This window comes from Streptomyces dryopteridis (assembly GCF_049606955.1).
Lineage (GTDB): Bacteria > Actinomycetota > Actinomycetes > Streptomycetales > Streptomycetaceae > Streptomyces.
In genome coordinates this window covers 615,823-638,442 of sequence record NZ_CP187114.1, presented here as the reverse complement: position 1 = coordinate 638,442, position 22,620 = coordinate 615,823, and the positions used below count along the sequence as shown (strand labels likewise).

The window sequence follows — 22,620 nt, the reverse complement described above, 5'->3', positions numbered from 1 at the left end:
CCCGTTCTCGCCCGGATCCTGACGCTTCCTTGACGGGGACCCTCCCGCCGGCCCAACCCGCCGCCGGGCCGGCAGGAGCGGGGGCGGGGGCTCAGGGGCGGGGGCTCAGGCGGAAGCGGAGCCGGCAGACGACGGCGTCGGTGTCGCGGCGCAGGGCGTGGGCGAGGACGGAGCCGCGTTGGTTCTGGAGCGCGCGCTGCCACAGGCGGGCGGGTTCGGCCTCGGGGATCAGCACGGTGATCTGGGTGTCGGGGCGGGTCCGGGCCAGGAGTCGGACGTGGTCGGCGACGGGTCGGCCCAGCGAGCGGGTGGGGGAGGCGATCTCCACGAGGTCCACGCCCGGGTTCCACAGCTCCCAGTCGCGGCGCAGCGCTTCGAGGGCGCGGGCGTCCTCGGGGGCGGTGTGGGTGACGGTGAGGGCGATGACCTCGTCGCCCAGGGAGCGGGCCGCGGTGAGGGCCCGGCAGGTGAGGAGGGACAGGCCCGAGACGGGGACCAGCACGAGGGAGCGGACGCGGCGCGGGGGTTCGGGAACCCGGCCGAGTTCGAGGCGTTCGCCGATCCGGGCGTAGGCCCGGCCCACCCGCTCGAAGCCGAGGACGATCAGGGGCAGGGCGAGGACGATGAGCCAGGCGCCCTCGGTGAACTTGGTCGCGGTGACCACGACCGCGGCCACGGCCGTCAGCAGGGCGCCGAAGCCGTTGAGGGCGGCCTTCACCCGCCAACCCCGGGGGCGTTCGCCGTGCCAGTGCCGGACCATGCCGACCTGGCAGAGGGTGAAGCCCACGAACACGCCGATCGCGAAGAGCGGCACGAGGGTGTTGGTGTCGCCGCCGGAGAACACCAGCAGGGCGGCGGAGACCAGCGCGAGCCAGATCACGCCGTGCCGGTGGACCTGCCGGTCGGCCTTCAGGGCGAAGACGTGCGGGAGGTGGTTGTCGCGGGCCAGCAGGCTCATCAGCACCGGCAGACCGCCGAAGGAGGTGTTCGCGGCCAGCGCGAGCAGCACCATGGTGGCGAACTGGACGAGGTAGAAGGCCGCGTTGTGCCCGAAGGAGGCGTCGGCGAGCTGCGCCAGCACGGTGACCCCCTCGACGGGTCGGAGGTGGAAGCGGCCGATCAGCACGGACAGGCCGATGAGCATGAGGCCGAGGAGCGCGCCGAGCGCGACCTCGGTGCGCTGGGCTCGGCGGGCGGCCGGGGCCCGGAACGCGGGCACCGCGTTGGCGACGGCCTCGACGCCGGTGAGCGCGGAGCAGCCGGCCGCGAACGCCTTCAGCAACAGCAGGGCGCCGACGGTCGTGGCGCCCTCGCCGAGCGCGGAGGCGTGCCCGGCGGCGGAGGCGGTGCTCGCCGGCCCGTCACGGAACAGCCCGACGGTGATCATCGCGAGGATGGATCCGACGAACAGGGCGGTGGGGACGAGGAAGGCCCTCGCCGAGTCGACGACCCCGCGCAGGTTCACGGCCGTCACCAGTACGAGCACCCCGAGGCAGATCCACACGCGTTCGGCGTGCAGGCCCGGAAAGGCCGAGGTGAGCGCGGCCACGCCCGCCGTGACGGACACGGCCACGTTGAGCACGTAGTCCAGGATCAGGGAGGCCGCCGCGACCAGGCTCGTACGCCGGCCCAGGTGTCGCTTGGCGACCGCGTAGGAGCCGCCGCCGTCGGGGAACGCGGCGATCACCTGCCGGTAGGAGGCCACCAGCACCGCGAGCAGGGCCGCGATGGCGAGGGTCACGGGGAGGGTGAAGCCCATGCCGTACGCGCCGGCGACGGCCAGCACGAGGACGATCGACTCCGGCCCGTAGGCCACGGAGGCCATCGCGTCCAGGGAGAGCGCCGCGAGGCCCTGTACGGCCGTCAGTCTGTGTCGCTCCCCGGCGTCCCCGGCCCCCTGGGGATCCGGGGGTTCCGCACGCTTGGCGAGCGGGGTGCTCCCGGTCGGTTCTCCTGTGTGCACGGTCATGGCGCCTGTCCTTCCGCTTGGGTGAAGTCAGCACAGCGTCCACGGCGCGGGTCACCGGCGCCGGCGGCCTTGACGCGATCCGTACAGTCGCCCCGCCCGTCCTCACGGGATCCATACGCGCAGGTGGGAAGGGCGTATGAACCCCGTCAAGAGGTGTCGTGGCGCGCCCCCGGCGGCCGCGTGGAGGAGCACGCTGGAGGTGCCCGAACATCCCCCAATCCTGTGAAGGAAGCCGTTCATGGACGCGGAGAACGTGGTCGGACTGCTCGTCGCCCTCGCGCTGCTCGGCTACCTCGTCTTCGCGTTGATCAGACCCGACAAGTTCTGAGGGCCCGCGCCGCGTCTCGGGACCGGCCCCGGACGGGAGGTCCACATGTCCGGACCACGCGTGAACACCGCCTGCGCGGTGGTGGCCGCGCTCGTGCTTCCCTTCCTCACGGCGCTCGCCCTCGTACCGCTGCGCGCCGACCTGTCCGCGACCAACGCGGCCCTGGTGCTCGTGGTCGCGGTGGTCGTGGTCGCGACGCTGGGCAGCCGACTCGCCGGGGCCGGGGCCGCCGTCTCCGCGGCCCTGTGGTTCGACTTCTTCCTCACCGAGCCCTACGGCCGGTTGGCGATCTCCGACCGGGCCGACGTCGAGACCGCCGCCCTGCTGCTGATCGTCGGCCTGGTCGTCTCCCAACTGTCCGTGCGCGCCCGCCGACTGCGGGCCGTCGTGGTCACCGACGGCGCGCACCTGTCGAGCCTGCGGGCCACGGCCCGACTGGCGGAGGACGGAGGCTCCCCGGACGAGGTGGTCGAGGCGGTCCGCCGCGAACTCCTCGGCCTGTTGGGCCTGCGCGGCTGCCGCTTCGAGTACGGCGCCCTGCTCGGCAACCCGCCGCACCTGGAGCACGGCGGCGGGGTGTGGCGGCGGACCCCGGGGCACGTGCGCCAGTACACGACCTGGCCCGAGGAGGAGGTGGAGCTGCGGGCCGTGGGCGGCGGGCACTACTACGGCCGGTTCCTGCTCCTGGCGCACCCGGGCCGGCCGCTGCCCGCCGAGGAGGCCCGCCTGGTGGCCGTGACCCTGGCGGCCCAGGCGGGGACCGCCCTGGACTCGGCCCGCCTGCCCCACCACCTCTGACGGCCGGTCCGATGCGGCGCCGCGGGGCCCGGCGGGGCCCGGCGGGCCCCGGCGTAAGGGCCGCGTCAAGAGAGCGGGGCGGCCCGTAAGGGGCCCGTCAAGGGCACTTAACGCCGCCGCTCGGGGGGTGTTGTCTCTGACTCGGCCTTGCCGGCCGATTCCATTCACCACGTCACTCGGGAGCTCGCGATGGCCGATCTGGCCTTCGTCGTCACCATGGTCGCGATATTCGCGCTGGTGGCCCTCGTCGCACGGGGGGTGACCAAGCTGTGACCGTCGAAAACCTCGTCGGCCTCATCGTGGCCGTCTCCCTCCTCGGCTACCTCGTCCTCGCCCTCGTGTACCCGGAGAGGTTCTGAGCCGCCATGAGTCCCCAGATCGCCGGCGTCCTCCAGTTCCTCGCCCTGGTCGCCGCCCTCGCCCTCGCCTACCGCCCCCTCGGCGACTACATGGCCCGGGTCTACTCCTCCGAGAAGCACACCACACCGGAGAAGTGGATCTACAAGGCCATCGGCGCGAACCCGAACGTCGAGATGCGCTGGCCCGCCTACCTGCGCGGGGTCCTCGCCTTCTCCTTCGCGAGCCTCCTCTTCCTGTACGCGCTGCAACGCCTCCAAGGTGTGCTGCCCGGCTCGCTCGGCTTCGTCTCCATCGATCCCGACCAGGCGTTCAACACGGCCGCGTCCTTCGTCGCGAACACCAACTGGCAGTCGTACTACGGCGAACAGGCCATGGGGCACGTCGTGCAGACGGGTGGCCTGGCGGTGCAGAACTTCGTGTCGGCGGCCGTCGGCATGGCCGTGGCGGTGGCCCTGGTGCGCGGTTTCGCCCGTTCCCGGACGGGTGAGCTGGGCAATTTCTGGGCCGACCTGGTGCGCGGCACCGTCCGCGTCCTGCTCCCCATCGCCGTGATCGGCGCCCTCGTCCTCGTGGCCTGCGGGGTGATCCAGAACTTCGCGGGCATCCACGAGGTCGGGCAGTTCGCGGGCGGTACGCGGCAGTGGAACGGCGGGGCGGTGGCCTCGCAGGAGGTCATCAAGGAACTGGGCACCAACGGCGGCGGCTACTTCAACGCCAACTCCGCCCACCCCTTCGAGAACCCCAACCCCTTCTCGAACCTCTTCGAGATCTTCCTCATCCTCCTCATCCCCTTCGCCCTCACCCGCACCTTCGGCCGCATGGTCGGCTCGCTCCGGCAGGGCTACGCGATCCTCGCGACGATGGCGATCATCTGGATCGGGTTCACCGCCCTGATGATGTGGACCGAATTCGCCGGACGCGGACCGGCGTTCGAAGCGGCCGGCGGGGCGATGGAGGGCAAGGAGACCCGGTTCGGGATCGCGGGCTCCTCCATCTTCGCGGTGGCCACCACCCTCACGTCCACCGGCGCCGTCAACTCCTTCCACTCCTCCTACACCGGCTTCGGCGGCGGCATCGCCATGCTCGGGATGCAGCTCGGCGAGATCGCGCCCGGCGGCGTGGGCTCGGGCCTGTACGGGATGCTGATCATGGCGGTCATCGCGGTGTTCATCGCGGGCCTGATGGTCGGCCGGACCCCCGAGTACCTGGGCAAGAAGATCGGCACCCGCGAGATCAAACTCGCCGCCTGCTACATCCTGATCACCCCCGCCCTGGTGCTGTGCTTCACCGCCGCCGCCATGGCCCTGCCCACCCCGGGCGACTCGATGACCAACGGCGGCGCCCACGGGTTCTCCGAGATCCTCTACGCCTACACCTCCGGCGCCAACAACAACGGCTCCGCCTTCGCCGGCCTCAACGCCGACACCCAGTGGTTCAACAGCACCATCGGCATCGCCATGCTGCTGGGCCGCTTCCTGCCCATGGTGTTCGTGCTCGCCCTCGCGGGCGCCCTGGCCGAACAGCGCCCCGTCCCGGCCACGGTCGGCACCCTGCGCACCGACAAGCCGCTGTACGCCGGTCTGCTCGTCGGCACCATCCTCATCGTCACCGGACTCACCTACTTCCCGGCCCTCGCGCTGGGACCGCTCGCCGAAGGGCTCGCCTCATGAGCACCGTCACTCCCACCCGTGCCCCGCACGAGGACCTCCCCACCGGGCACAAGACCGACGCCGGACGCGTGGGCGGCGGACTCTTCGACCCCAAGCAGCTCCTGAGGTCCTTCCCGGACGCGGTGCGCAAGCTCGATCCGCGCGTGATGGTCAAGTCGCCCGTGATGTTCGTGGTGTTGATCGGCTCGGTGGTCACCACCGTGCTCGCCCTCGGCGACCCGACGAACTGGTTCGGTTGGGCCATCACGGGCTGGCTGTGGTTGACGACGATCTTCGCGAACCTCGCGGAGGCGGTGGCCGAGGGCCGGGGCAAGGCCCAGGCCGACACCCTGCGCAAGGCCAAGACCGACTCCGTCGCCCGCCGGCTCACCGCCGGCGGCGGCGAGGAGTCCGTCCCCGGCACCGACCTGCGCATCGGGGACCTGGTGGTCTGCGAGGCCGGGGACGTGATCCCGGGCGACGGGGACGTGGTCGAGGGCGTGGCCTCGGTGGACGAGTCGGCGATCACCGGCGAGTCCGCGCCCGTGATCCGCGAGTCCGGCGGCGACCGCTCGGCCGTCACCGGCGGCACGAAGGTCCTCTCCGACCGCATCGTCGTCAAGATCACGACCAAGCCCGGCGAGACCTTCATCGACCGGATGATCGCGCTCGTCGAGGGCGCGGCCCGGCAGAAGACGCCGAACGAGATCGCGCTGAACATCCTGCTGGCCTCGCTGACCATCGTGTTCCTGCTGGCCGTCGTCACCCTCCAGCCCTTCGCCATCTACGCCGGCGCCGAACAGTCGATGATCGTGCTGGCCGCCCTGCTGGTCTGTCTGATCCCGACCACGATCGGGGCGCTGCTGTCCGCGATCGGGATCGCGGGCATGGACCGGCTCGTGCAGCGCAACGTGCTCGCGATGTCGGGGCGCGCCGTGGAGGCGGCCGGGGACGTGTCCACGCTGCTGCTCGACAAGACCGGCACCATCACCCTCGGCAACCGGCAGGCCGCCGAGTTCGTCCCCGTCAAGGGCACCACCGATGCCGAACTCGCCGAGGCCGCGCAGCTCTCCTCGCTGGCCGACGAGACCCCCGAGGGCCGCTCCGTCGTCGTGCTCGCCAAGGAGAAGTACGGCCTGCGCGAACGGGCGCGGGGCGAGCTGGCGCACGCCGAGTGGATCGAGTTCACGGCGCAGACCCGCATGTCGGGCGTGGACGTGGACGGCCGCAAGGTCCGCAAGGGCGCGAGCGGTTCCGTCATCGCCTGGGTCACCGAACGCGGCGGGCAGGTGGGCACCGCGGCCGGCACCCTCGCCGACACCATCGCCCAGGCCGGCGGCACCCCGCTGCTGGTCGCGGTGGAGGACGCGGACGGGGCCCGGATCCTGGGCGTGATCCATCTGAAGGACGTGGTCAAGGAGGGCATGCGCGAGCGTTTCGAGGAGTTGCGGCGCATGGGCATCAAGACCGTGATGATCACCGGCGACAACCCGTTGACCGCGAAGGCCATCGCCGCCGAGGCCGGTGTCGACGACTTCCTCGCCGAGGCCACCCCCGAGGACAAGATGGCCCTCATCAAGCGGGAGCAGGCCGGCGGGAAACTCGTCGCGATGACCGGCGACGGCACCAACGACGCCCCCGCCCTCGCCCAGGCCGACGTGGGCGTCGCCATGAACACCGGCACCTCCGCCGCCAAAGAGGCCGGCAACATGGTCGACCTCGACTCGAACCCGACCAAGCTCATCGAGATCGTGGAGATCGGCAAGCAGTTGCTGATCACGCGGGGCGCGTTGACCACGTTCTCCATCGCCAACGACGTGGCGAAGTACTTCGCGATCATCCCGGCCATGTTCGCCGTCGCCTACCCCGGCCTGGACACCCTCAACATCATGCGGCTGTCCTCACCCGAGTCCGCGATCCTCTCCGCCGTCATCTTCAACGCGCTGATTATCATCGCCCTCGTGCCCCTGGCCCTCAAGGGCGTGCGCTACACGCCCGGCGGCGCCGACGCCATGCTCCGCCGCAACCTCGGCCTGTACGGCCTCGGCGGCCTGATCGCCCCCTTCATCGGCATCAAGATCATCGACCTCCTCATCTCCCTCATCCCCGGAATCGGCTGATCCGTCATGAACACCTCTGTGGGCACCACCGCACGCCTGATCGGCGCCGGCCTGCGGGCCCTCCTCGTCCTGACCGTGATCTGCGGGGTCCTGTACCCCCTCGCCGTCACGGGCGTCGCCCAGGCCCTGTTCCACGACAAGGCCAACGGCTCCGAGATCACCGACGCGCACGGGAAGGTGGTCGGCTCCGCCCTCATCGGACAGCGCTACGACCTCCCCAAGAACAACCCCGAGGACCCCGAGGAGGCCGCCAAGCCGGACCTGCGCTGGTTCCAGCCCCGCCCCTCCAACGGCCTCGGCGGCAACAGCGTCAACACGCGGTACTCCCTCATCCTCTCCGGCGCGACGAACCTCGCCGGTGACAACCCGAAGCTGGTCGAGTCGGTGAACGCCGCCAAGGCCGCCGTCATCGCCGACAACTCCACCCCTGGCCACGAGATCCGCCCCCAGGACGTGCCCGCCGACGCCGTCACCTCCTCCGGCTCCGGCCTCGACCCCCACATCTCCCCCGCCTACGCCGAACTCCAGACCCGCCGCGTCGCCGAACGCAACAAACTCGACCTCGCACAGGTGGAGAAGCTCGTCGCCGACCACACCACCGGCCGCACCCTCGGCTTCATGGGCGAACCCCGCGTCAACGTCCTCGAACTCAACACCGCCCTCAAGGCCCTCACCCGGGGCTGAGACCCACCCCACCGGAATCGAGAGCCGGCCCGGCGCGCCGCGATCGCGCCCGGCCGGCTCCGGCCACGACCACGCCCGCGGGCACAGGAAGAGGAAGGCCCCACACCGATGACCAAGGTGCTGGTGGTGGAGGACGACGCCCGGCTCGTCCGCGCCCTGAGGATCACCCTGGAGGCGCGGCGGTTCGAGGTCGAGACGGCACCCACCGGAAGAACCGCCCTGCGGAGCGCGGCGACCCGCCCCCCGCAGGTCGTCCTGCTCGACCTCGGCCTGCCCGACATGGACGGCGTCGACGTGATCACCGCACTGCGCGCCGAGGACCCGAGCACCCCCATCATCGTCCTGTCCGCCCGCCACACCTCCGAGGAGAAGGTCCGTGCCTTCGACGCGGGCGCCGACGACTACGTCACCAAACCCTTCAGCATGGACGAACTCCTCGCCCGGCTCCGCGCCGCCGTCCGCCGCCGCGAGGTCGCCGAACCCGCCCCCGGGATCACCCTCGTCACCACCCCGGACTTCACGGTCGACCTCGTCGCCAAGAAGGTCCGGCGCGGCGACCGGGCCGTCCGCCTCACGCCCACCGAATGGCACCTGCTGGAGATCCTCATCACCCACCCCGGCCGCCTGATCAGCCAACGCAGGCTCCTGCTCGACGTGTGGGGCCCCTCCCACGCCCAACACGCCAACTACCTGCGGGTGTACATGGCCCAGCTCCGGCGCAAGCTGGAGGCGGACCCCTCCCACCCCCGGTACCTGATCACCGAGCCCGGCATGGGCTACCGCTTCGAGGGATGACACGGACACCATGGGACGCGGCACCTTTCGCATCTACCTCGGCTCGGCCCCCGGCGTCGGCAAGACCTACGCGATGCTCTCCGAGGGCCACCGCCGCGCCGAACGGGGCACCGACCTCGTCGTCGCCTTCGTCGAACACCACCACCGGCCGCGCACCGAGGTGATGCTGCACGGCCTCGAACGCATCCCGCGCCGAGAACTGCCCTACCGGGACTCGACGTTCACGGAGATGGACGTGGACGCCGTCCTCGCCCGCCGGCCGGTCGTCGCCCTCGTCGACGAACTCGCGCACACCAACGTGCCGGGCTCCCGCAACGCCAAACGCTGGCAGGACGTCGAGGAACTCCTCCGGGCCGGCATCGACGTGATCTCCACCGTCAACATCCAGCACCTCGAATCCCTCGGGGACGTGGTCGAGACCATCACGGGGGTCCGGCAGCGCGAGACCGTGCCCGACGAGGTGGTGCGCCGCGCCGACCAGGTCGAACTCGTGGACATGTCCCCGCAGGCCCTGCGCCGCCGGATGGCCCACGGCAACATCTACCAGCCCGACAAGGTGGACGCGGCCCTCTCCCACTACTTCCGCCCCGGCAACCTCACCGCCCTGCGCGAACTCGCCCTGCTGTGGCTCGCCGACCGCGTCGACGAACACCTGCGGGAATACCGCGGCGAACACGACATCCGCACCACCTGGCAGGCCCGCGAACGCATCGTCGTCGGCGTCACCGGCGGCCCCGAGGGCCGCACCCTGATCCGCCGCGCCGCCCGCCTCGCCGAGAAGGGCTCCGGCGGCGAGGTCCTCGCCGTGTACATCGCCCGCAGCGACGGCCTCACCGCCGTCTCCCCGAAGGAACTCGCCCTACAGCGCACGCTGGTGGAGGGCCTCGGCGGCACCTTCCACCACGTCATCGGCGACCACGTGCCCGAGGCCCTGCTGGAGTTCGCGCGCGGGGTCAACGCCACCCAGATCGTGCTCGGCGTCAGCCGCCGCCGCTCCTGGCAGTCCGTGCTGCGCCCGGGCGTCAGCGCCACCGTGGCCCGGGAATCCGGCCCCGACCTCGACGTGCACATCGTCACCCACGACGAGGCCGCCAAGGGCCGCCGGCTGCCCGTGGCGCGCGGCGCGCGCCTGGGCGGCTCCCGCGTCCTGTGGGGCTGGCTGACGGGGGTCGGCGGCCCCGTCCTGCTCACCCTGCTCCTCGCCCACGTCGTCCCCGAACCCGGTCTCGCCAACGACGTGCTGCTGTTCCTCGCCCTCACCGTGGCGGCGGCCCTGCTCGGCGGCCTGCTGCCCGCGCTGGCCTCCGCCGCCCTCGGCTCCCTGCTCCTCAACTACTGGTTCACGCCCCCGCTGCACCGGCTCACCATCGCCGACCCGCAGAACATGGTGGCCCTCGCCATCTTCGTCGGCGTCGCCGCGTCCGTGGCCTCCGTCGTCGACCTGGCCGCGCGCCGCACCCACCAGGCCGCCCGGCTGCGCGCCGAGTCCGAGATACTCTCCTTCCTCGCCGGCAGCATCCTGCGCGGCGAGACCGCCCTCGACGCCCTCCTGGAACGGGTCCGCGAGACCTTCGCCATGGACTCCGTCAGCTTCCTCGAACGCACCGGCGAACTCGACCCGTGGACCCGCGCCGGCAGCACCGGCCGGCACCCCGCGGACCGCCCCGAGGACGCCGACGTGGACATCCCCATCGGCGAGAACATGGCCCTCGCCCTCACCGGCCGGGTCCTGCCCGCCGAGGACCGCCGCGTCCTCGGCGCCTTCGCCGCCCAGGCCGCCGGGGTCCTCGACCGGCAACGGCTCGTCGGCGAGGCCGAGGAGGCGCGCCGGCTCGTCGACAGCGACCGGATCCGCACCGCGCTCCTGGCCGCCGTCAGCCACGACCTGCGCACCCCCCTCGCCTCCGTCAAGGTCGCCGTCACCTCCCTGCGCTCCACCGACGTGGACTGGTCCGAGGAGGACCGGGCCGAATTCCTGGAGGGCATCGAGGACGGCGCCGACCGCCTCGACCACCTCATCGGCAACCTCCTCGACATGTCGCGCCTCCAGACCGGGATCGTCGTCCCGATCATCCGCGAGACCGACCTGGACGAGGTCGTCCCCATGGCCCTGGCCGGGGTCCCCGACGGCAGCGTGCGGCTCGACATCCCCGAGACCCTGCCCATGGTCGCCGTCGACCGGGGCCTGCTCGAACGGGCCGTCGCCAACGTGGTCGAGAACGCCGTCACCCACAGCCCGCCCGGCCGCACCGTCCGCGTGTCCGCCGGGGCCGTCGCCGACCGCGTCGAGGTCCGCGTCGTGGACCGGGGCCCCGGCGTCCCCGACGAGGCCAAGGACCGCATCTTCGAACCCTTCCAACGCCATGGGGACGCGCCCGCCGGAGCCGGGGTCGGCCTCGGCCTCGCCGTCGCCCGCGGGTTCACGGAGGCCATGCACGGCACCCTCACCGCCGAGGACACCCCCGGCGGCGGCCTCACCATGGTCCTCACCCTGCCCCTGGCCGCCGGCGCACCCCCGGCCCGCCCCGACCTCCCGCCCGAGGCGATCTCCTGAGCACGCCTCCGGACCGGCAACCTCCCGAACACCCTTTCCCCGGCCCGGGTTCGGGCCGTACGATGCGGCTGCCCGGCCCCGGCCGGGCGGTGTCGCACCGCCGTGCGACCTCGGGGGAAGCCGGTGGGACTCCGGCGCTGACCTGCAACCGTGTACGGCGCCCGCGAGGGCGCCGTGAGTCGGAATGCCCGCCGCACGGCGTCATCGCTTCCCTCCGCCACGGTCTGCGGCGCGAAGCCCGGCGTCCTCGCGCGCCGTCGTACCCGCGCCGCGTCACGGCGCGGCCCACGACGGACGGCGGGCGGGCACGGGCCCCGTGCCCCGGGCCGGGCCCGACCGCAAAGGCATCCCATGCGCCCCACCCTCCTCCGTCGCGCGGCCGTCACCGCCGCCGCCCTCGGCCTCGGCCTGACCGGCACCGGCCTCACGGCCACGCCCGCCGGCGCCGCGCCGGCCGCGAACACCAACGCGCCGGTGCTCGTGAAGCTCACCGTGCGGGGCCCCGACGGCAACCTGTTCACGGGCCTCGTCCTCACCAAGGGCCACGAGGTCACCACCGCGACCGGCGGCACCCACCGGTGCGACGGCACCAACGGCGCGGCCAACCCCGGCAAGGTGCCCACCCCCACGGCGGCCTTGGACGACGCCGCGAAACAGCGCGGGTTCGGCTGGGACGGCACCTGGTACGCGGGCTTCGACGACTACTCCGTGGACACGATCAAGAACGTGTCCGGGGGCGGCTCGGCGTACTGGAGCGTCGCCGTCAACGGCACCCCGACCCCGGTCGGCGGCTGCCAGTTCAGGATCAGGACGGGGGACAAGGTCTCGTTCACCTGGACCTCCTTCTGACCGGTGCGCGGGCCCGCGTTCCGATTGTGTGACGGAACGCGGGCCGCGCGGCGCGGTGGGGGGAACGGGTACGACCGTTCGGTCACTCGCCGGTTCGGGTGGCTTGTGTCGCGCGACAGGGTCCGGCGCGGGCCGCCATGGTGTGCGCCGAACCACCCCCCTCGTGCACTGGAGTGAGCAGCGTGTCCCAGAGTCGACCCCCCGTCAGAAGCCTTCGTCTCGCCCTCGGCGTTCTCTCCACGACGACGGCGATGGTGTACATGCTGCCGACCGCGTCGGCGGTGGCCGCGGCGGCGGCCCACGGCACCGTCGTCTCCCGCGTGGGCCAGTACGTCCGCAGCGGTCCCTCCGAGGACGCGCGGCGGATCGGCTCGTACGAGAAGGGCGAGAAGGTCGGCCTCGCGTGCCGGCTCGACGGCTCGCGGGTCGGCGGCAACGGCCTGTGGTACCGACTCGCCGACCGCGAGGGCTGGATGAGCGCGCGCTACCTGAAGGCGGACGGTCCGGTCCCGTGGTGCGCCGACGACGCACCGGGCCGACCGGGCCCGAAGGGCGACAAGGGCGACAAGGGTGACAAGGGCGAGCGGGGAGAGAAGGGGGCCAAGGGCGACACGGGCGCGACGGGAGCGACGGGCCCGGCGGGTGCGGCCGGCGCCGCGGGCGCGACCGGCGCCACGGGCCCGGCGGGTCCCACGGGGGCCACGGGCGCGACGGGCACGGCCGGCGCCACGGGCGCCACCGGGCCCACGGGTCCGACGGGCGCGACAGGCGCCGCGGGCGCCATGGGTGCGACGGGTGCGACTGGCGCAGCTGGTGCGACGGGTGCCATGGGTGCCATGGGTGCGACCGGTGCCACGGGTGCGACTGGCGCTACGGGTGCCGCCGGTGCGACCGGTGCTACGGGTGCGACCGGTGCCACGGGTGCCGCCGGTGCGACCGGTGCGACGGGGCCGGCGGGGCCCACCGGGGCCACGGGTGCGGCCGGTGCCGCCGGGGCCACGGGGGCGACCGGGGCTACCGGGTCCGGTGGTCCGACCGGTCCGACCGGTCCGACGGGGGCCACCGGGGCGGCCGGGGCCACCGGGGCGGCCGGGGCCGCCGGGGCCGCCGGTGCGACGGGGGCCACCGGACCCACCGGGCCCACCGGGCCGGCCGGGACCCGGGGGGAGCCGCAGTACGTGAAGGGCACGGCGGTCTCCCTCGCGACCAGCATCACCCGCACCTTCCAGAGCCCGGCCTGCCCGGACGGCTCGAAGATCACCGGCGGCGGGGTCTACACGGAGGAGGCCAACGGCGAGAACGGCGCCGTGGTCCAGAGCAGTTACCCCGCCTCCGACTCCAAGTGGAACGTCACCGTCAAGAACACGGGGACCTTCCCCGTGAACGTGACCCCCTACGCGATCTGCATCCCCACGAGCTGACCCACACCTCCCCGTCACCGGCCGTCCACGCGCCCCACCGGACCGATTCCGGTGGGGCGCCCGGCCGCGCCGGCCCGTCGCGCCGGCCCGTCGCGCCGGCCCGTCGCGCCGGCCCCAGCCGAGAGTGCCCCCCCCGTGCGCCCAGCCCGCGTTCCACCGTCCCACGTTCCCGGCCTGCCACGGGAGTTGAGCCCCTTCGAGCGGCTGGTCCACGTCTTCGACCGGCACAGCCCCCTGCACTTCACGCTCGTCGCCGAGTTCCCCGTCCCCCTCGACGCGGCCCGGTTGCGCGCCGCCCTCGCGGCCGTGTGGGAACGGCATCCGCTGCCGGCCGCCCGCATCACCCGGGAGCCGGGACGGGCGCCCGTGCTGCACCCTCCCGCCGCCGGCACCCCGCCCGCCCTCACGCTCGTGGACGGTGACCCGGCCGGGTGGCGGACCCTCGCGGCCGAGGAGATGGCGCGTCGCCTGCCCACCGCGGACGGCGCCCTGCACCGCGCCGTCCTGCTGAGTTCCGCCGACGCCTCGACCCTCCTCCTCACCCTCGACCACAGCGTGGCCGACGGGGTCGGCGCCGCCGTCGTCCTCGCGGACCTCGTCGCCGCCCTCAACGGGCACCCGCCGCGCCCCCTCCCGGCACCCCCGTCCCGCGAAACGCTCTTCGACCGCCTCCCGCCCCCGTCCCACGAGCCGCTCCCCGCACCACCCGTCCCCGCCTCCGCGCCCCGGCGTGCCCTGCGCCCCTTCGACGGCGTCCCGCCCCACGTCTCCACCGCCGCCCTCGACCGCCCGAGCACCGCCCGCCTGCGCGCCCGCTGCCGGGCGGACGGGGTGACCGTGCAGGCCGCCCTGGTCACGGCGGCCACCCGGGCCCGCGCCGTGCTCCGCGCCGAGGACACCGTCGCCCGCACCCTCACCCCCGTGGACCTGCGCCCCCTCCTCGGCGTCACCGGCGGCTGCGCCGCCCACTTCGGGCACGCCCGCACCGCCTCCACCCCGCGCCCGGACCTCACCTTCCGCGAGCACGTCCGGGCCACGGCCGTCGACCTCGCCGCCGCCCGGGACCCCGCCGTCCTCGCCGCCGCCTCCGCGCACTGCCGGCGCGAGGTGCCGGCGTGCCCCACCGAGGCCGAGGCCCTGGCCATCGGCCGCCGGACCCTCGACCACGAGCTGATCGTCACCAATCTGCGCACCCTGCCGCCCCACGCCCCCGGCCCCGTGCGCGTCCGCGCCGTCTGGGGGCCGATCACCCTCTGTCGGCTCGACGGGGAGGAGGTGCTGGGCGTCGTCACGCACGAGGGCGGCATGCGCCTGACGGCCTGTTCGCACGAGGACTCCGCCCGCGCCCTCCCGCACCGCGTCGCGGAACTCCTCGCCGCCTACGCCCCCTAAGGGCGCGGGCCCCTGCCCGGGGCGACCCGGCGGCTCAGTCGGTGGGCTCCTGCGGGGGCGCGTTGCCGGGGCCCGCCGGCGGGTTCTCCTTCCCCTCGGGGGTGCGCGTGCCGTCCCGTCGGGCGGTTTGCCGGTCGGGGCGGGCCCCGTCCAGGTCGGGCACCCCGGGGACGGTGGACGGCAGGTCGGGTGTGTTCGGATCCTTCGACTCCGGTACGGGCGCCGGCAGCTCGGGTTCGTTCTCGCGGGTCACGGCTCCTCCTGTCAGGTGGTCTCGCCGGGGTCGTTCAGGACGGGTGTGATCATCGTGGCCTTGAGGGTGACCCGGGTGACGCGGGTCTCGTGATTGGAGGCGGTGGCGCTGTGGCCGTGCAGGTGCAAGGGGGCCGCCTCGGTCAGTTCCCACGTGGTGCGGACGGTGCGCCCGTCGGCCTCGGTCTCGTCCACCGTCACGTCGCGCGGGCCGGTGCGCTCGCGGTCGAGGAGCCATGCCTCGGCGCGCGGGGCGTCGGTGAGGACACAGCCGTCGAGGGTGACGGTGAGTTCCTGGCCGGGCAGCCCGCCGTCGCCCTGGGGGCCCAGGCCCGTGACGCGGGCGCAGGTGAAGCGCTCGCCGTCGACGCCGACGCTGTAGTGGGTCTCGTGTTCGCGTTCCGTCATGGATGTCATGTCGACGCGGCTGCCCCGGGCCGACGGGATTCATGCGGCCGCCCCGGGAGCCGCGCGGGGTTCGTCTAACCTGACCGGGGGACGCCGAGGGCCGGGCCTGCCCCGGTCTGACGGAAGTGGGGCAGGGATGGGCGAGTCGGTGGGTGCCGTCACGGGCGCGAGGGCCTCGGGGCCGGTGGGCGAGCAGCAGTTGCGTCAGCTCCTGGCCGGTCTGACCTCCGTGCGCGACGGGGATTTCGGGACCCGTCTGCCCGAGGAGGCCGACGGGCTGCTGGGGGAGATCGCCACGGTCTTCAACGGCATGGTCGACCAGCTGTCCCTGTTCACGTCCGAGGTCACGCGCGTGGCGCGGGAGGTCGGCACCGAGGGGACCCTGGGCGGGCAGGCGGAGGTGCCGGGGGTGTCCGGGACCTGGGCCGACCTGACCGACTCCGTGAACGCGATGGCGGGCAATCTGACCACCCAGGTCCGCGACATCGCCCAGGTGGCCACGGCCGTGGCGCGCGGGGACCTGTCGCAGAAGATCGACGTGGCGGCCCGGGGCGAGATCCTGGAGCTGAAGGACACCGTCAACACGATGGTGGACCAGTTGTCCTCCTTCGCCGCCGAGGTGACCCGCGTGGCCCGGGAGGTCGGCAGCGAGGGCCGGCTCGGCGGGCAGGCCGAGGTGCCCGGGGTCGCGGGGGTGTGGCGGGACCTGACCGATTCCGTGAACTTCATGGCCGGCAACCTCACCGACCAGGTCCGCAACATCGCCCAGGTGACGACGGCGGTGGCCAAGGGCGACCTGTCGCAGAAGATCGCCGTGGACGCCCGGGGCGAGATCCTGGAGCTGAAGAACACCATCAACACGATGGTGGACCAGCTGTCCGCGTTCGCCGACGAGGTCACCCGCATGGCGCGCGAGGTGGGCACGGACGGGCGGTTGGGTGGTCAGGCGGACGTGAAGGGGGTGTCGGGGACCTGGCGGGACCTGACCGACTCGGTGAACTTCATGGCGGGGAACCTGACCGCGCAGGTCCGTTCCATCGCGGAGGTCGCCACGGCGGTGGCGCAGGGCGATCTCTCGCAGAAGATCCGGGTGGACGCGCGCGGCGAGATCCTGGAGCTCAAGACCACGATCAACACGATGGTGGACCAGCTGTCCGCGTTCGCCGACGAGGTCACCCGCGTGGCCCGCGAGGTGGGCACGGACGGGCGGTTGGGTGGTCAGGCGGACGTGAAGGGGGTGTCGGGGACCTGGCGGGACCTGACCGACTCGGTGAACTTCATGGCCGACAACCTCACCGCGCAGGTCCGTTCCATCGCCGAGGTGACCACGGCGGTGGCGCAGGGCGACCTGTCGCAGAAGATCCGGGTGGACGCGCGCGGCGAGATCCTGGAGCTGAAGGAGACCATCAACACGATGGTGGACCAGCTGTCGGCCTTCGCCGACGAGGTCACCCGGGTCGCCCGCGAGGTCGGCACCGAGGGCAACCTGGGCGGTCAGGCCACCGTGCGCGGGGTGTCGGGCACGTGGAAGGACCTCACCGACAACGTGAACGTGATGGCCTCCAACCTGACCGGGCAGGTGCGCTCCATCGCCCAGGTCGCCACGGCCGTGGCGCGCGGCGACCTGTCGCAGAAGATCACGGTGGAGGCCAAGGGGGAGGTGGCCGCGCTCGCGGGGGTCATCAACACGATGGTCGACACCCTGTCCGCGTTCGCCGACGAGGTCACCCGCGTGGCCCGCGAGGTCGGCACGGAGGGCCGGCTCGGCGGGCAGGCCCGGGTGCCCAACGTGGCGGGCACCTGGAAGGACCTCACCGACAACGTCAACTCCATGGCCAACAACCTCACCGGCCAGGTCCGCAACATCGCCCTCGTCACCACGGCGGTGGCCAACGGCGACCTGTCGAAGAAGATCGACGTGGACGCGCGCGGCGAGATCCTGGAGCTGAAGACCACCATCAACACGATGGTGGACCAGCTTTCGGCCTTCGCCGCCGAGGTCACGCGCGTGGCCCGGGAGGTCGGCAGCGAGGGCCGGCTCGGCGGGCAGGCCGAGGTCGAGGGCGTCTCCGGGACGTGGAAGCGGCTCACCGAGAACGTCAACGAACTCGCCGGGAACCTGACCCGCCAGGTGCGGGCCATCGCCGAGGTCGCCAGCGCCGTCGCCGAGGGCGACCTGACCCGTTCCATCACCGTGGACGCCTCCGGGGAGGTCGCCGAACTCAAGGACAACATCAACTCCATGGTCGGCTCCCTGCGCGAGACGACCCGAGCCAATCAGGAACAGGACTGGCTCAAGTCCAACCTGGCCCAGATCTCCGGACTCATGCAGGGCCACCGCGACCTCGCGGTCGTCGCCGAACTCGTCATGGCCGAACTCGCCCCGCTCGTCGAGGCCGGCTACGGGGCCTTCTACCTCGCCGAGGAGGACGAGGAGGACACCTGGCTCACCCTCATCGGCTCCTTCGGCCGGCCCGTCGACACCCCCGCCACCCGCCGGCTGCGCGGCGGCGAGACCCTCGTGGGACAGGCCGCCCGCAGCCGCCGCATCCTCGCCACCGGCAACGTGCCGCCCGCGTACCTGATCTCCTCCGGACTGGGCGCCGCCGTCCCGGCCCACCTGATCGTGCTGCCGATCCTCGTCGAGGACCAGGTCCTCGGCGTCATCGAACTCGCCTCCTTCAACGAGTTCACCCCCGTGCACCGCGACTTCCTGGCCCGGCTGATGGAGACCGTCGGCGTCAACGTCAGCACCATCGTCGCCAACGCCCGCACCGACGAGCTGCTGGAGGAGTCCCAGCGCCTCACCGGCGAGCTCCAGGCCCGCTCCGAACAGTTGCAGGACCAGCAGGACGAGCTCCAGCGCTCCAACGCCGAACTGGAGGAGAAGGCCGCCCTCCTCGCCAGCCAGAACCAGGACATCGAGACCAAGAACCTGGAGATCGAACAGGCCCGGCAGGAACTGGAGGACCGCGCCCAACAGCTGTCACTGGCGTCGAAGTACAAGTCGGAGTTCCTGGCCAACATGAGCCACGAACTGCGCACCCCGCTCAACAGCCTGCTGATCCTCGCCCAACTGCTGGCCCAGAACCCCTCCCGCAACCTCACCCCGAAGCAGGTCGAGTACGCGGGCATCATCCACTCCGCCGGCTCCGACCTGCTCCAGCTCATCAACGACATCCTCGACCTGTCGAAGGTCGAGGCGGGCAAGATGGACGTCAACCCCGAACGGGTCTCCCTGGAACGGCTCCTTGCCTACGTGGAGGCGTCCTTCCGGCCACTGACCACGCAGAAGGGCCTCGCCTTCGACATCGTCACCGCCCCCGGCGTCCCCGTCGAGCTGCTCACCGACGACGCCCGGCTCCAACAGATCCTGCGCAACCTGCTGTCGAACGCCGTCAAGTTCACCGAACGGGGCCGGGTCGAGGTGCGGATCGAACCGGCCGACCCCGCCGAACTGCCCGGCGAACTCGCCGGCGCCGGCCCCGCCGTCGCGTTCCGGGTCTCCGACACCGGCATCGGCATCGCCGAGGAACAACTGGAGGTGATCTTCGCCGCGTTCCAGCAGGCCGACGGCACCACCAGCCGCAAGTACGGCGGCACCGGACTCGGCCTCTCCATCACCCGCGAGATCGCCCGCCTCCTCGGCGGCGCCGTCACCGCCACCAGCGCCCCCGGCCTCGGATCCACCTTCACCCTGTACCTGCCGGTGGCCCGCCCCGAGGAACTGCCCGAGCGCGGCGCCCCGCCCGCCGCCCTGGAAGGCGACCCGGCACACCGAAACGGCGACGGGGCGCACGGCACCGCCGGCTCCGTCGCGGCGGAGCCCGCACCCCGGCGCCTCCTGGTCATCGAGGCCCGCGCCCACGGCCTCCTCACCCTCGTCGCCGAGAGCGCCGCCGCCGACCTGACCGCCGGACGGAACGCCGTGACCCCCGGCGCACGCGTCGAGGTCGTCACCGCCGTCAGCGCCGCCGAGGCCGCCGGCGCCCTCGCCCGGACCCCGTTCCACTGCGTGGTCATCGACCTCGCGACCGGCGACGAGGCCCTGCGCTTCCTGCGCGCCCTCGACGGCGACGGCGCGCTCGCCGCCCTGCCCGTACTCGCCCACGACCACCGCCGGATGAGCCCCGAACTCGACGACGAGGTCACCCGACGCGCCCGCGAACGCCGCCTGGAAGTCCTCGCCGGCCTCGACGAACTCCGCGAACGCGTCACCCTGCACCTCTCCGTCGACGGACTGCGCGACGTCCTGCCCGCCCTGCGCGCCGACGGCGAACCCACCTCCCCCCACCCCGCCCCCGACGGCGCCGGCCTCGCCGAGAAATCCGTCCTCGTCGTCGACGACGACCCCCGCAACCTGTACGCCATCAGCGGCATCCTCGAACTGCACGGCATCCGGGTCCTGCACGCCGAGAACGGTCGCAAGGGCATCGAGACCCTGACCTCCACCCCCGGCATCGACCTCATCCTGATGGACGTGATGATGCCCGAACTCGACGGCTACGCCGCGACCGCCGAGATCCGCTCCATGCCCCGCTACGCCGAACTCCCCATCATCTCCGTCACCGCCAAGGCCATGCCCGGGGACCGCGACAAGAGCCTCGCCGCCGGCTCCAGCGACTACATCACCAAACCGGTCGACGCCGGCGACCTGGTGGCGAAACTGCACCACTGGCTGCTGCCCGCCGACCCCTCGGGAACGGCCCGTGACTGACCCCGCCCCCACCGACCCCCCACGCCTGGCCGCCGTCGTCGAACGCCTGCGCCGCGAGGCCCGCGAGGCACGGGAGGCCGCCGACGGCCGCGCCCTGATCGAACTGGCCAAGGGCATCCTCATGGGCCGCCTCGGCTGCGGCCCCACCGAGGCGGCCCGCCAACTCGCCACGCTCGCCGCCCGCTCCGACACCACCGTGCCGGCCCTGGCCCTCGACATCGTCGACCAGGCCGCCCACCACCACCGCCGGGCCGCCGACACCGCACCCGACACACCGACCGGCGACCCCGCCCACCGGCTCGGACTGCGGACCGCCGAGAGCCGCGCCCTCGCCGCCGCCGACTCCGACGCCGTCGCCGAGGCCCTCCTCGACAACGCCCTGCGCCCCCTGGGCGCCCACGCCGTGGCGATCTGGGCCGTCGGCCCCGACTCCTCCCTCACCCTGGCGGGCCAGGCCGGCTTCGCCCCCCAGGACGCCGAACGCTGGAGATACGTGCCCCCCGAGGTCGCCACCTGCGCCCGGCTCGCCCTCACCCACCGCGAACCGACGGTCGTCGACGACCTCGCCGACTCCGCGATCCCCACCCTCGGCGGACGCCGCGCCCCCGACGGCGGCCGCGTCGTGATCCCGGCCGGTGTCGGCGGACGCGTCGTCGGCGTCCTGGAGATCGCCTGGCCCACCCCCCGCCCGCCCCGACAACCCGCCGTGCTCCGCCAGTTCCAGGCCCTGGCCGACCTGTGCGCCCACACCCTCGACGACCGGGACCCCGACCCCGGCCCGGCGGGCCCGTACGCCCCGCACCGCGCGGCCCTCGCCGAACTCACCGACCTCGCCGACCAGCTCCACGACCCCGTGCTCGTCCTGACCCCCGACCTCGACCCCGCCGGCCGCCTCACCGACTTCCGCGTCCACCACGCCAACCGGCGGTTCACCGACCCCGCCGGCCGCCCCCGCTCCGAGATCGCCGGCGCCCGGTTCCTGGAGGCGTACCCCTCCGCCGCCGAGGACCACGGCCTCTTCGCCGCCCTGGAACGCGTGTACGCCACCGGCGAGCCGTGCCACGCGCCCCACACCACCCTGGAGACCCTCGTCGGCCAGGTCCCCCTCACCTCCGTCGCCGACGTGGCCGTCACCCGCCACGGCACCGCCCTCCTGCTCATCTGGCGGATCGAGGACGAGACGGCCCGCCTGGCGGCCCTGCTCCAACACGCCCAACGACTCGGCCGGGTCGGCGGCTTCGAGGAGCATTCCGCCACCGGCGAGATCAGCTGGAACGGGCAGATGTTCTCCCTCTTCGGACTGCCCGCGACAGCCGGCCCCGTCCCGCTCCGCGACCTCGCCGCCCACGTCCACCCGCACGACATCGACTCCGTCGGCCGCTTCCTGCGCACCCTCCTGCACCGGCTGCGCGAGTCCTCCGTCGAATTCCGGCTCGCCCGCGCCGACGGCGTCACCCGGCACGTGCGCATGGTCGCCGAACCCGTCCTCGACCACCGGGGCCGGCTCGTCTCCGTGCGCGGGGCCTGCCAGGACATCTCCTCGCAGCACTGGACGGAGGTCGCCCTGGCCGCCACCCGCGACCAACTCGCCGACAGCGAGGCCGAATCCGCCGACCGCACCCGACTCGCCCTGCAACTCCAACACGCCATCATGCCCCCGGCGCCCGCGCCCCTGGAGGTCCCCGGGATCCGCATCGCCGTCCGCTACCGCCCCGCCGAATCACAGTCCCTCGTGGGCGGCGACTGGTACGACGCGGTGGTCCTGCCCGACGACCGGATCCTCATCAGCGTCGGCGACGTCGCCGGCCACGGCATCCAGGCCGCCACCGGCATGGTCGTGCTCCGCAACGCCCTGCGCGGCCTCGCCGTCACCGGAGCCGGCCCCGCCCAACTGCTGTCCTGGCTCAACCGGGTCGCCCACCACCTCACCAACCGGGTCACGGCCACCGCCGTCTGCGGGATCTACGACCCCGCCGCCCGCTCCCTGCGCTGGGCCCGCGCCGGCCACCTGCCGCCCGTCCTGGTCCGGGGGACCCGCGCCGAGGTCTTCCCCCTGATCCCCGGCATCCTCCTGGGCGCCCTCCCGGACGCCGAATACGAGGAGGAGGAGGTGCGGCTGCGACCCGAGGACGTCCTCCTCATGTACACCGACGGCCTCATCGAACGCCGCGACTCCTCCGTCACCGACTCCCTCGCCCAACTGCTCGCCGTGGCCGCCGGCCCCCTGGACACCCTCGACAAACGCCTCGACGACCTCCTCACCTACAGCACCTCCGACACCGACGACGACACCTGCCTGATCGGCGTCCAGATCCGCTGACGGA

Annotated in this window: 17 protein-coding genes and 1 riboswitch; of the genes, 14 read left to right on the top strand and 3 right to left on the bottom strand. The window is 73.2% G+C overall.

Going from position 1 to position 22,620, the window contains the following annotated elements:
* Positions 1-91: 91 nt before the first annotated feature.
* A complete protein-coding gene (locus ACN20G_RS29270) occupies positions 92-1,969 on the bottom strand; it encodes an APC family permease (protein WP_424216239.1) in 1,878 nt (625 codons plus the stop codon).
* A gap of 238 nt (positions 1,970-2,207) precedes the next feature.
* On the opposite strand from ACN20G_RS29270, the gene kdpF (ACN20G_RS29265) reads away from it, so the two are divergent.
* From kdpF (ACN20G_RS29265) to ACN20G_RS29210, 12 genes are all read left to right on the top strand, one after another.
* Positions 2,208-2,297 carry a K(+)-transporting ATPase subunit F gene (gene kdpF, locus ACN20G_RS29265; RefSeq protein WP_424216238.1) on the top strand — a complete coding sequence of 30 codons (90 nt, stop codon included), beginning with the start codon at positions 2,208-2,210 and terminating at the stop codon, positions 2,295-2,297.
* A gap of 45 nt (positions 2,298-2,342) precedes the next feature.
* Entirely contained in the window at positions 2,343-3,095 is a 753-nt protein-coding gene (locus ACN20G_RS29260) for a DUF4118 domain-containing protein (RefSeq protein ID WP_424216237.1), read from the top strand.
* 147 nt (positions 3,096-3,242) lie between these two features.
* Positions 3,243-3,368, top strand: coding sequence for a hypothetical protein (locus tag ACN20G_RS29255; RefSeq protein ID WP_424216236.1), 126 nt, complete (start codon positions 3,243-3,245; stop codon positions 3,366-3,368).
* Positions 3,365-3,454 carry a K(+)-transporting ATPase subunit F gene (gene kdpF / locus ACN20G_RS29250; protein ID WP_424216235.1) on the top strand — a complete coding sequence of 30 codons (90 nt, stop codon included), beginning with the start codon at positions 3,365-3,367 and terminating at the stop codon, positions 3,452-3,454. The genes ACN20G_RS29255 and kdpF (ACN20G_RS29250) overlap by 4 nt, the downstream gene beginning before the upstream one ends.
* A gap of 6 nt (positions 3,455-3,460) precedes the next feature.
* Positions 3,461-5,125 (top strand): potassium-transporting ATPase subunit KdpA, encoded by a 1,665-nt coding sequence (gene kdpA, locus ACN20G_RS29245; RefSeq protein ID WP_424216234.1) that lies wholly within the window; start codon positions 3,461-3,463, stop codon positions 5,123-5,125.
* A complete protein-coding gene (gene kdpB / locus ACN20G_RS29240) occupies positions 5,122-7,224 on the top strand; it encodes a potassium-transporting ATPase subunit KdpB (RefSeq protein WP_424216233.1) in 2,103 nt (700 codons plus the stop codon). The genes kdpA and kdpB overlap by 4 nt, the downstream gene beginning before the upstream one ends.
* Positions 7,225-7,230: 6 nt before the next feature.
* Positions 7,231-7,908, top strand: coding sequence for a potassium-transporting ATPase subunit C (locus ACN20G_RS29235; protein ID WP_424216232.1), 678 nt, complete (start codon positions 7,231-7,233; stop codon positions 7,906-7,908).
* 108 nt (positions 7,909-8,016) lie between these two features.
* A complete protein-coding gene (locus ACN20G_RS29230) occupies positions 8,017-8,703 on the top strand; it encodes a response regulator (RefSeq protein ID WP_424216231.1) in 687 nt (228 codons plus the stop codon).
* Between the two features lie 10 nt (positions 8,704-8,713).
* Positions 8,714-11,257 carry an ATP-binding protein gene (locus tag ACN20G_RS29225; RefSeq protein WP_424216230.1) on the top strand — a complete coding sequence of 848 codons (2,544 nt, stop codon included), beginning with the start codon at positions 8,714-8,716 and terminating at the stop codon, positions 11,255-11,257.
* An 87-nt stretch (positions 11,258-11,344) separates the two neighbouring features.
* A riboswitch (cobalamin riboswitch) is annotated at positions 11,345-11,451 on the top strand.
* Between the two features lie 157 nt (positions 11,452-11,608).
* Entirely contained in the window at positions 11,609-12,106 is a 498-nt protein-coding gene (locus tag ACN20G_RS29220) for a DUF4430 domain-containing protein (RefSeq protein ID WP_424216229.1), read from the top strand.
* Between the two features lie 260 nt (positions 12,107-12,366).
* Positions 12,367-13,527 carry a hypothetical protein gene (locus tag ACN20G_RS29215; protein WP_424216228.1) on the top strand — a complete coding sequence of 387 codons (1,161 nt, stop codon included), beginning with the start codon at positions 12,367-12,369 and terminating at the stop codon, positions 13,525-13,527.
* A 186-nt stretch (positions 13,528-13,713) separates the two neighbouring features.
* Positions 13,714-14,919 carry a hypothetical protein gene (locus tag ACN20G_RS29210; RefSeq protein ID WP_424216227.1) on the top strand — a complete coding sequence of 402 codons (1,206 nt, stop codon included), beginning with the start codon at positions 13,714-13,716 and terminating at the stop codon, positions 14,917-14,919.
* 34 nt (positions 14,920-14,953) lie between these two features.
* On the opposite strand, the gene ACN20G_RS29205 is transcribed toward ACN20G_RS29210, so the two are convergent.
* Positions 14,954-15,172, bottom strand: a complete 219-nt coding sequence (locus ACN20G_RS29205) for a hypothetical protein (RefSeq protein ID WP_424216226.1) — start codon at positions 15,170-15,172, stop codon at positions 14,954-14,956.
* 11 nt (positions 15,173-15,183) lie between these two features.
* A complete protein-coding gene (locus ACN20G_RS29200) occupies positions 15,184-15,588 on the bottom strand; it encodes a hypothetical protein (RefSeq protein WP_424216225.1) in 405 nt (134 codons plus the stop codon).
* A gap of 127 nt (positions 15,589-15,715) precedes the next feature.
* Here ACN20G_RS29200 and ACN20G_RS29195 point away from each other — a divergent pair, with 127 nt between their 5' ends.
* On the top strand, positions 15,716-20,296 hold the full coding sequence (locus tag ACN20G_RS29195; RefSeq protein WP_424216224.1) for a HAMP domain-containing protein: 4,581 nt from the start codon (positions 15,716-15,718) through the stop codon (positions 20,294-20,296).
* The gene (locus ACN20G_RS29190) at positions 20,289-22,616 is read left to right on the top strand and encodes a SpoIIE family protein phosphatase (protein WP_424216223.1); all 2,328 of its coding nucleotides are present in this window, start codon (positions 20,289-20,291) and stop codon (positions 22,614-22,616) included. Before ACN20G_RS29195 ends, ACN20G_RS29190 begins: the two co-directional genes overlap by 8 nt.
* Positions 22,617-22,620: the final 4 nt, after the last annotated feature.

Bases quoted from the DNA above. Each gene is read 5' to 3' on its own strand.
- ACN20G_RS29270 (WP_424216239.1), bottom strand. From the start codon at position 1,969: ATGACCGTGCACACAGGAGAACCGACCGGGAGCACCCCGCTCGCCAAG.
- kdpF (WP_424216238.1), top strand. From the start codon at position 2,208: ATGGACGCGGAGAACGTGGTCGGACTGCTCGTCGCCCTCGCGCTGCTC.
- ACN20G_RS29260 (WP_424216237.1), top strand. From the start codon at position 2,343: ATGTCCGGACCACGCGTGAACACCGCCTGCGCGGTGGTGGCCGCGCTC.
- kdpA (WP_424216234.1), top strand. From the start codon at position 3,461: ATGAGTCCCCAGATCGCCGGCGTCCTCCAGTTCCTCGCCCTGGTCGCC.
- kdpB (WP_424216233.1), top strand. From the start codon at position 5,122: ATGAGCACCGTCACTCCCACCCGTGCCCCGCACGAGGACCTCCCCACC.
- ACN20G_RS29235 (WP_424216232.1), top strand. From the start codon at position 7,231: ATGAACACCTCTGTGGGCACCACCGCACGCCTGATCGGCGCCGGCCTG.
- ACN20G_RS29230 (WP_424216231.1), top strand. From the start codon at position 8,017: ATGACCAAGGTGCTGGTGGTGGAGGACGACGCCCGGCTCGTCCGCGCC.
- ACN20G_RS29225 (WP_424216230.1), top strand. From the start codon at position 8,714: ATGGGACGCGGCACCTTTCGCATCTACCTCGGCTCGGCCCCCGGCGTC.
- ACN20G_RS29220 (WP_424216229.1), top strand. From the start codon at position 11,609: ATGCGCCCCACCCTCCTCCGTCGCGCGGCCGTCACCGCCGCCGCCCTC.
- ACN20G_RS29215 (WP_424216228.1), top strand. From the start codon at position 12,367: ATGCTGCCGACCGCGTCGGCGGTGGCCGCGGCGGCGGCCCACGGCACC.
- ACN20G_RS29200 (WP_424216225.1), bottom strand. From the start codon at position 15,588: ATGACATCCATGACGGAACGCGAACACGAGACCCACTACAGCGTCGGC.
- ACN20G_RS29195 (WP_424216224.1), top strand. From the start codon at position 15,716: ATGGGCGAGTCGGTGGGTGCCGTCACGGGCGCGAGGGCCTCGGGGCCG.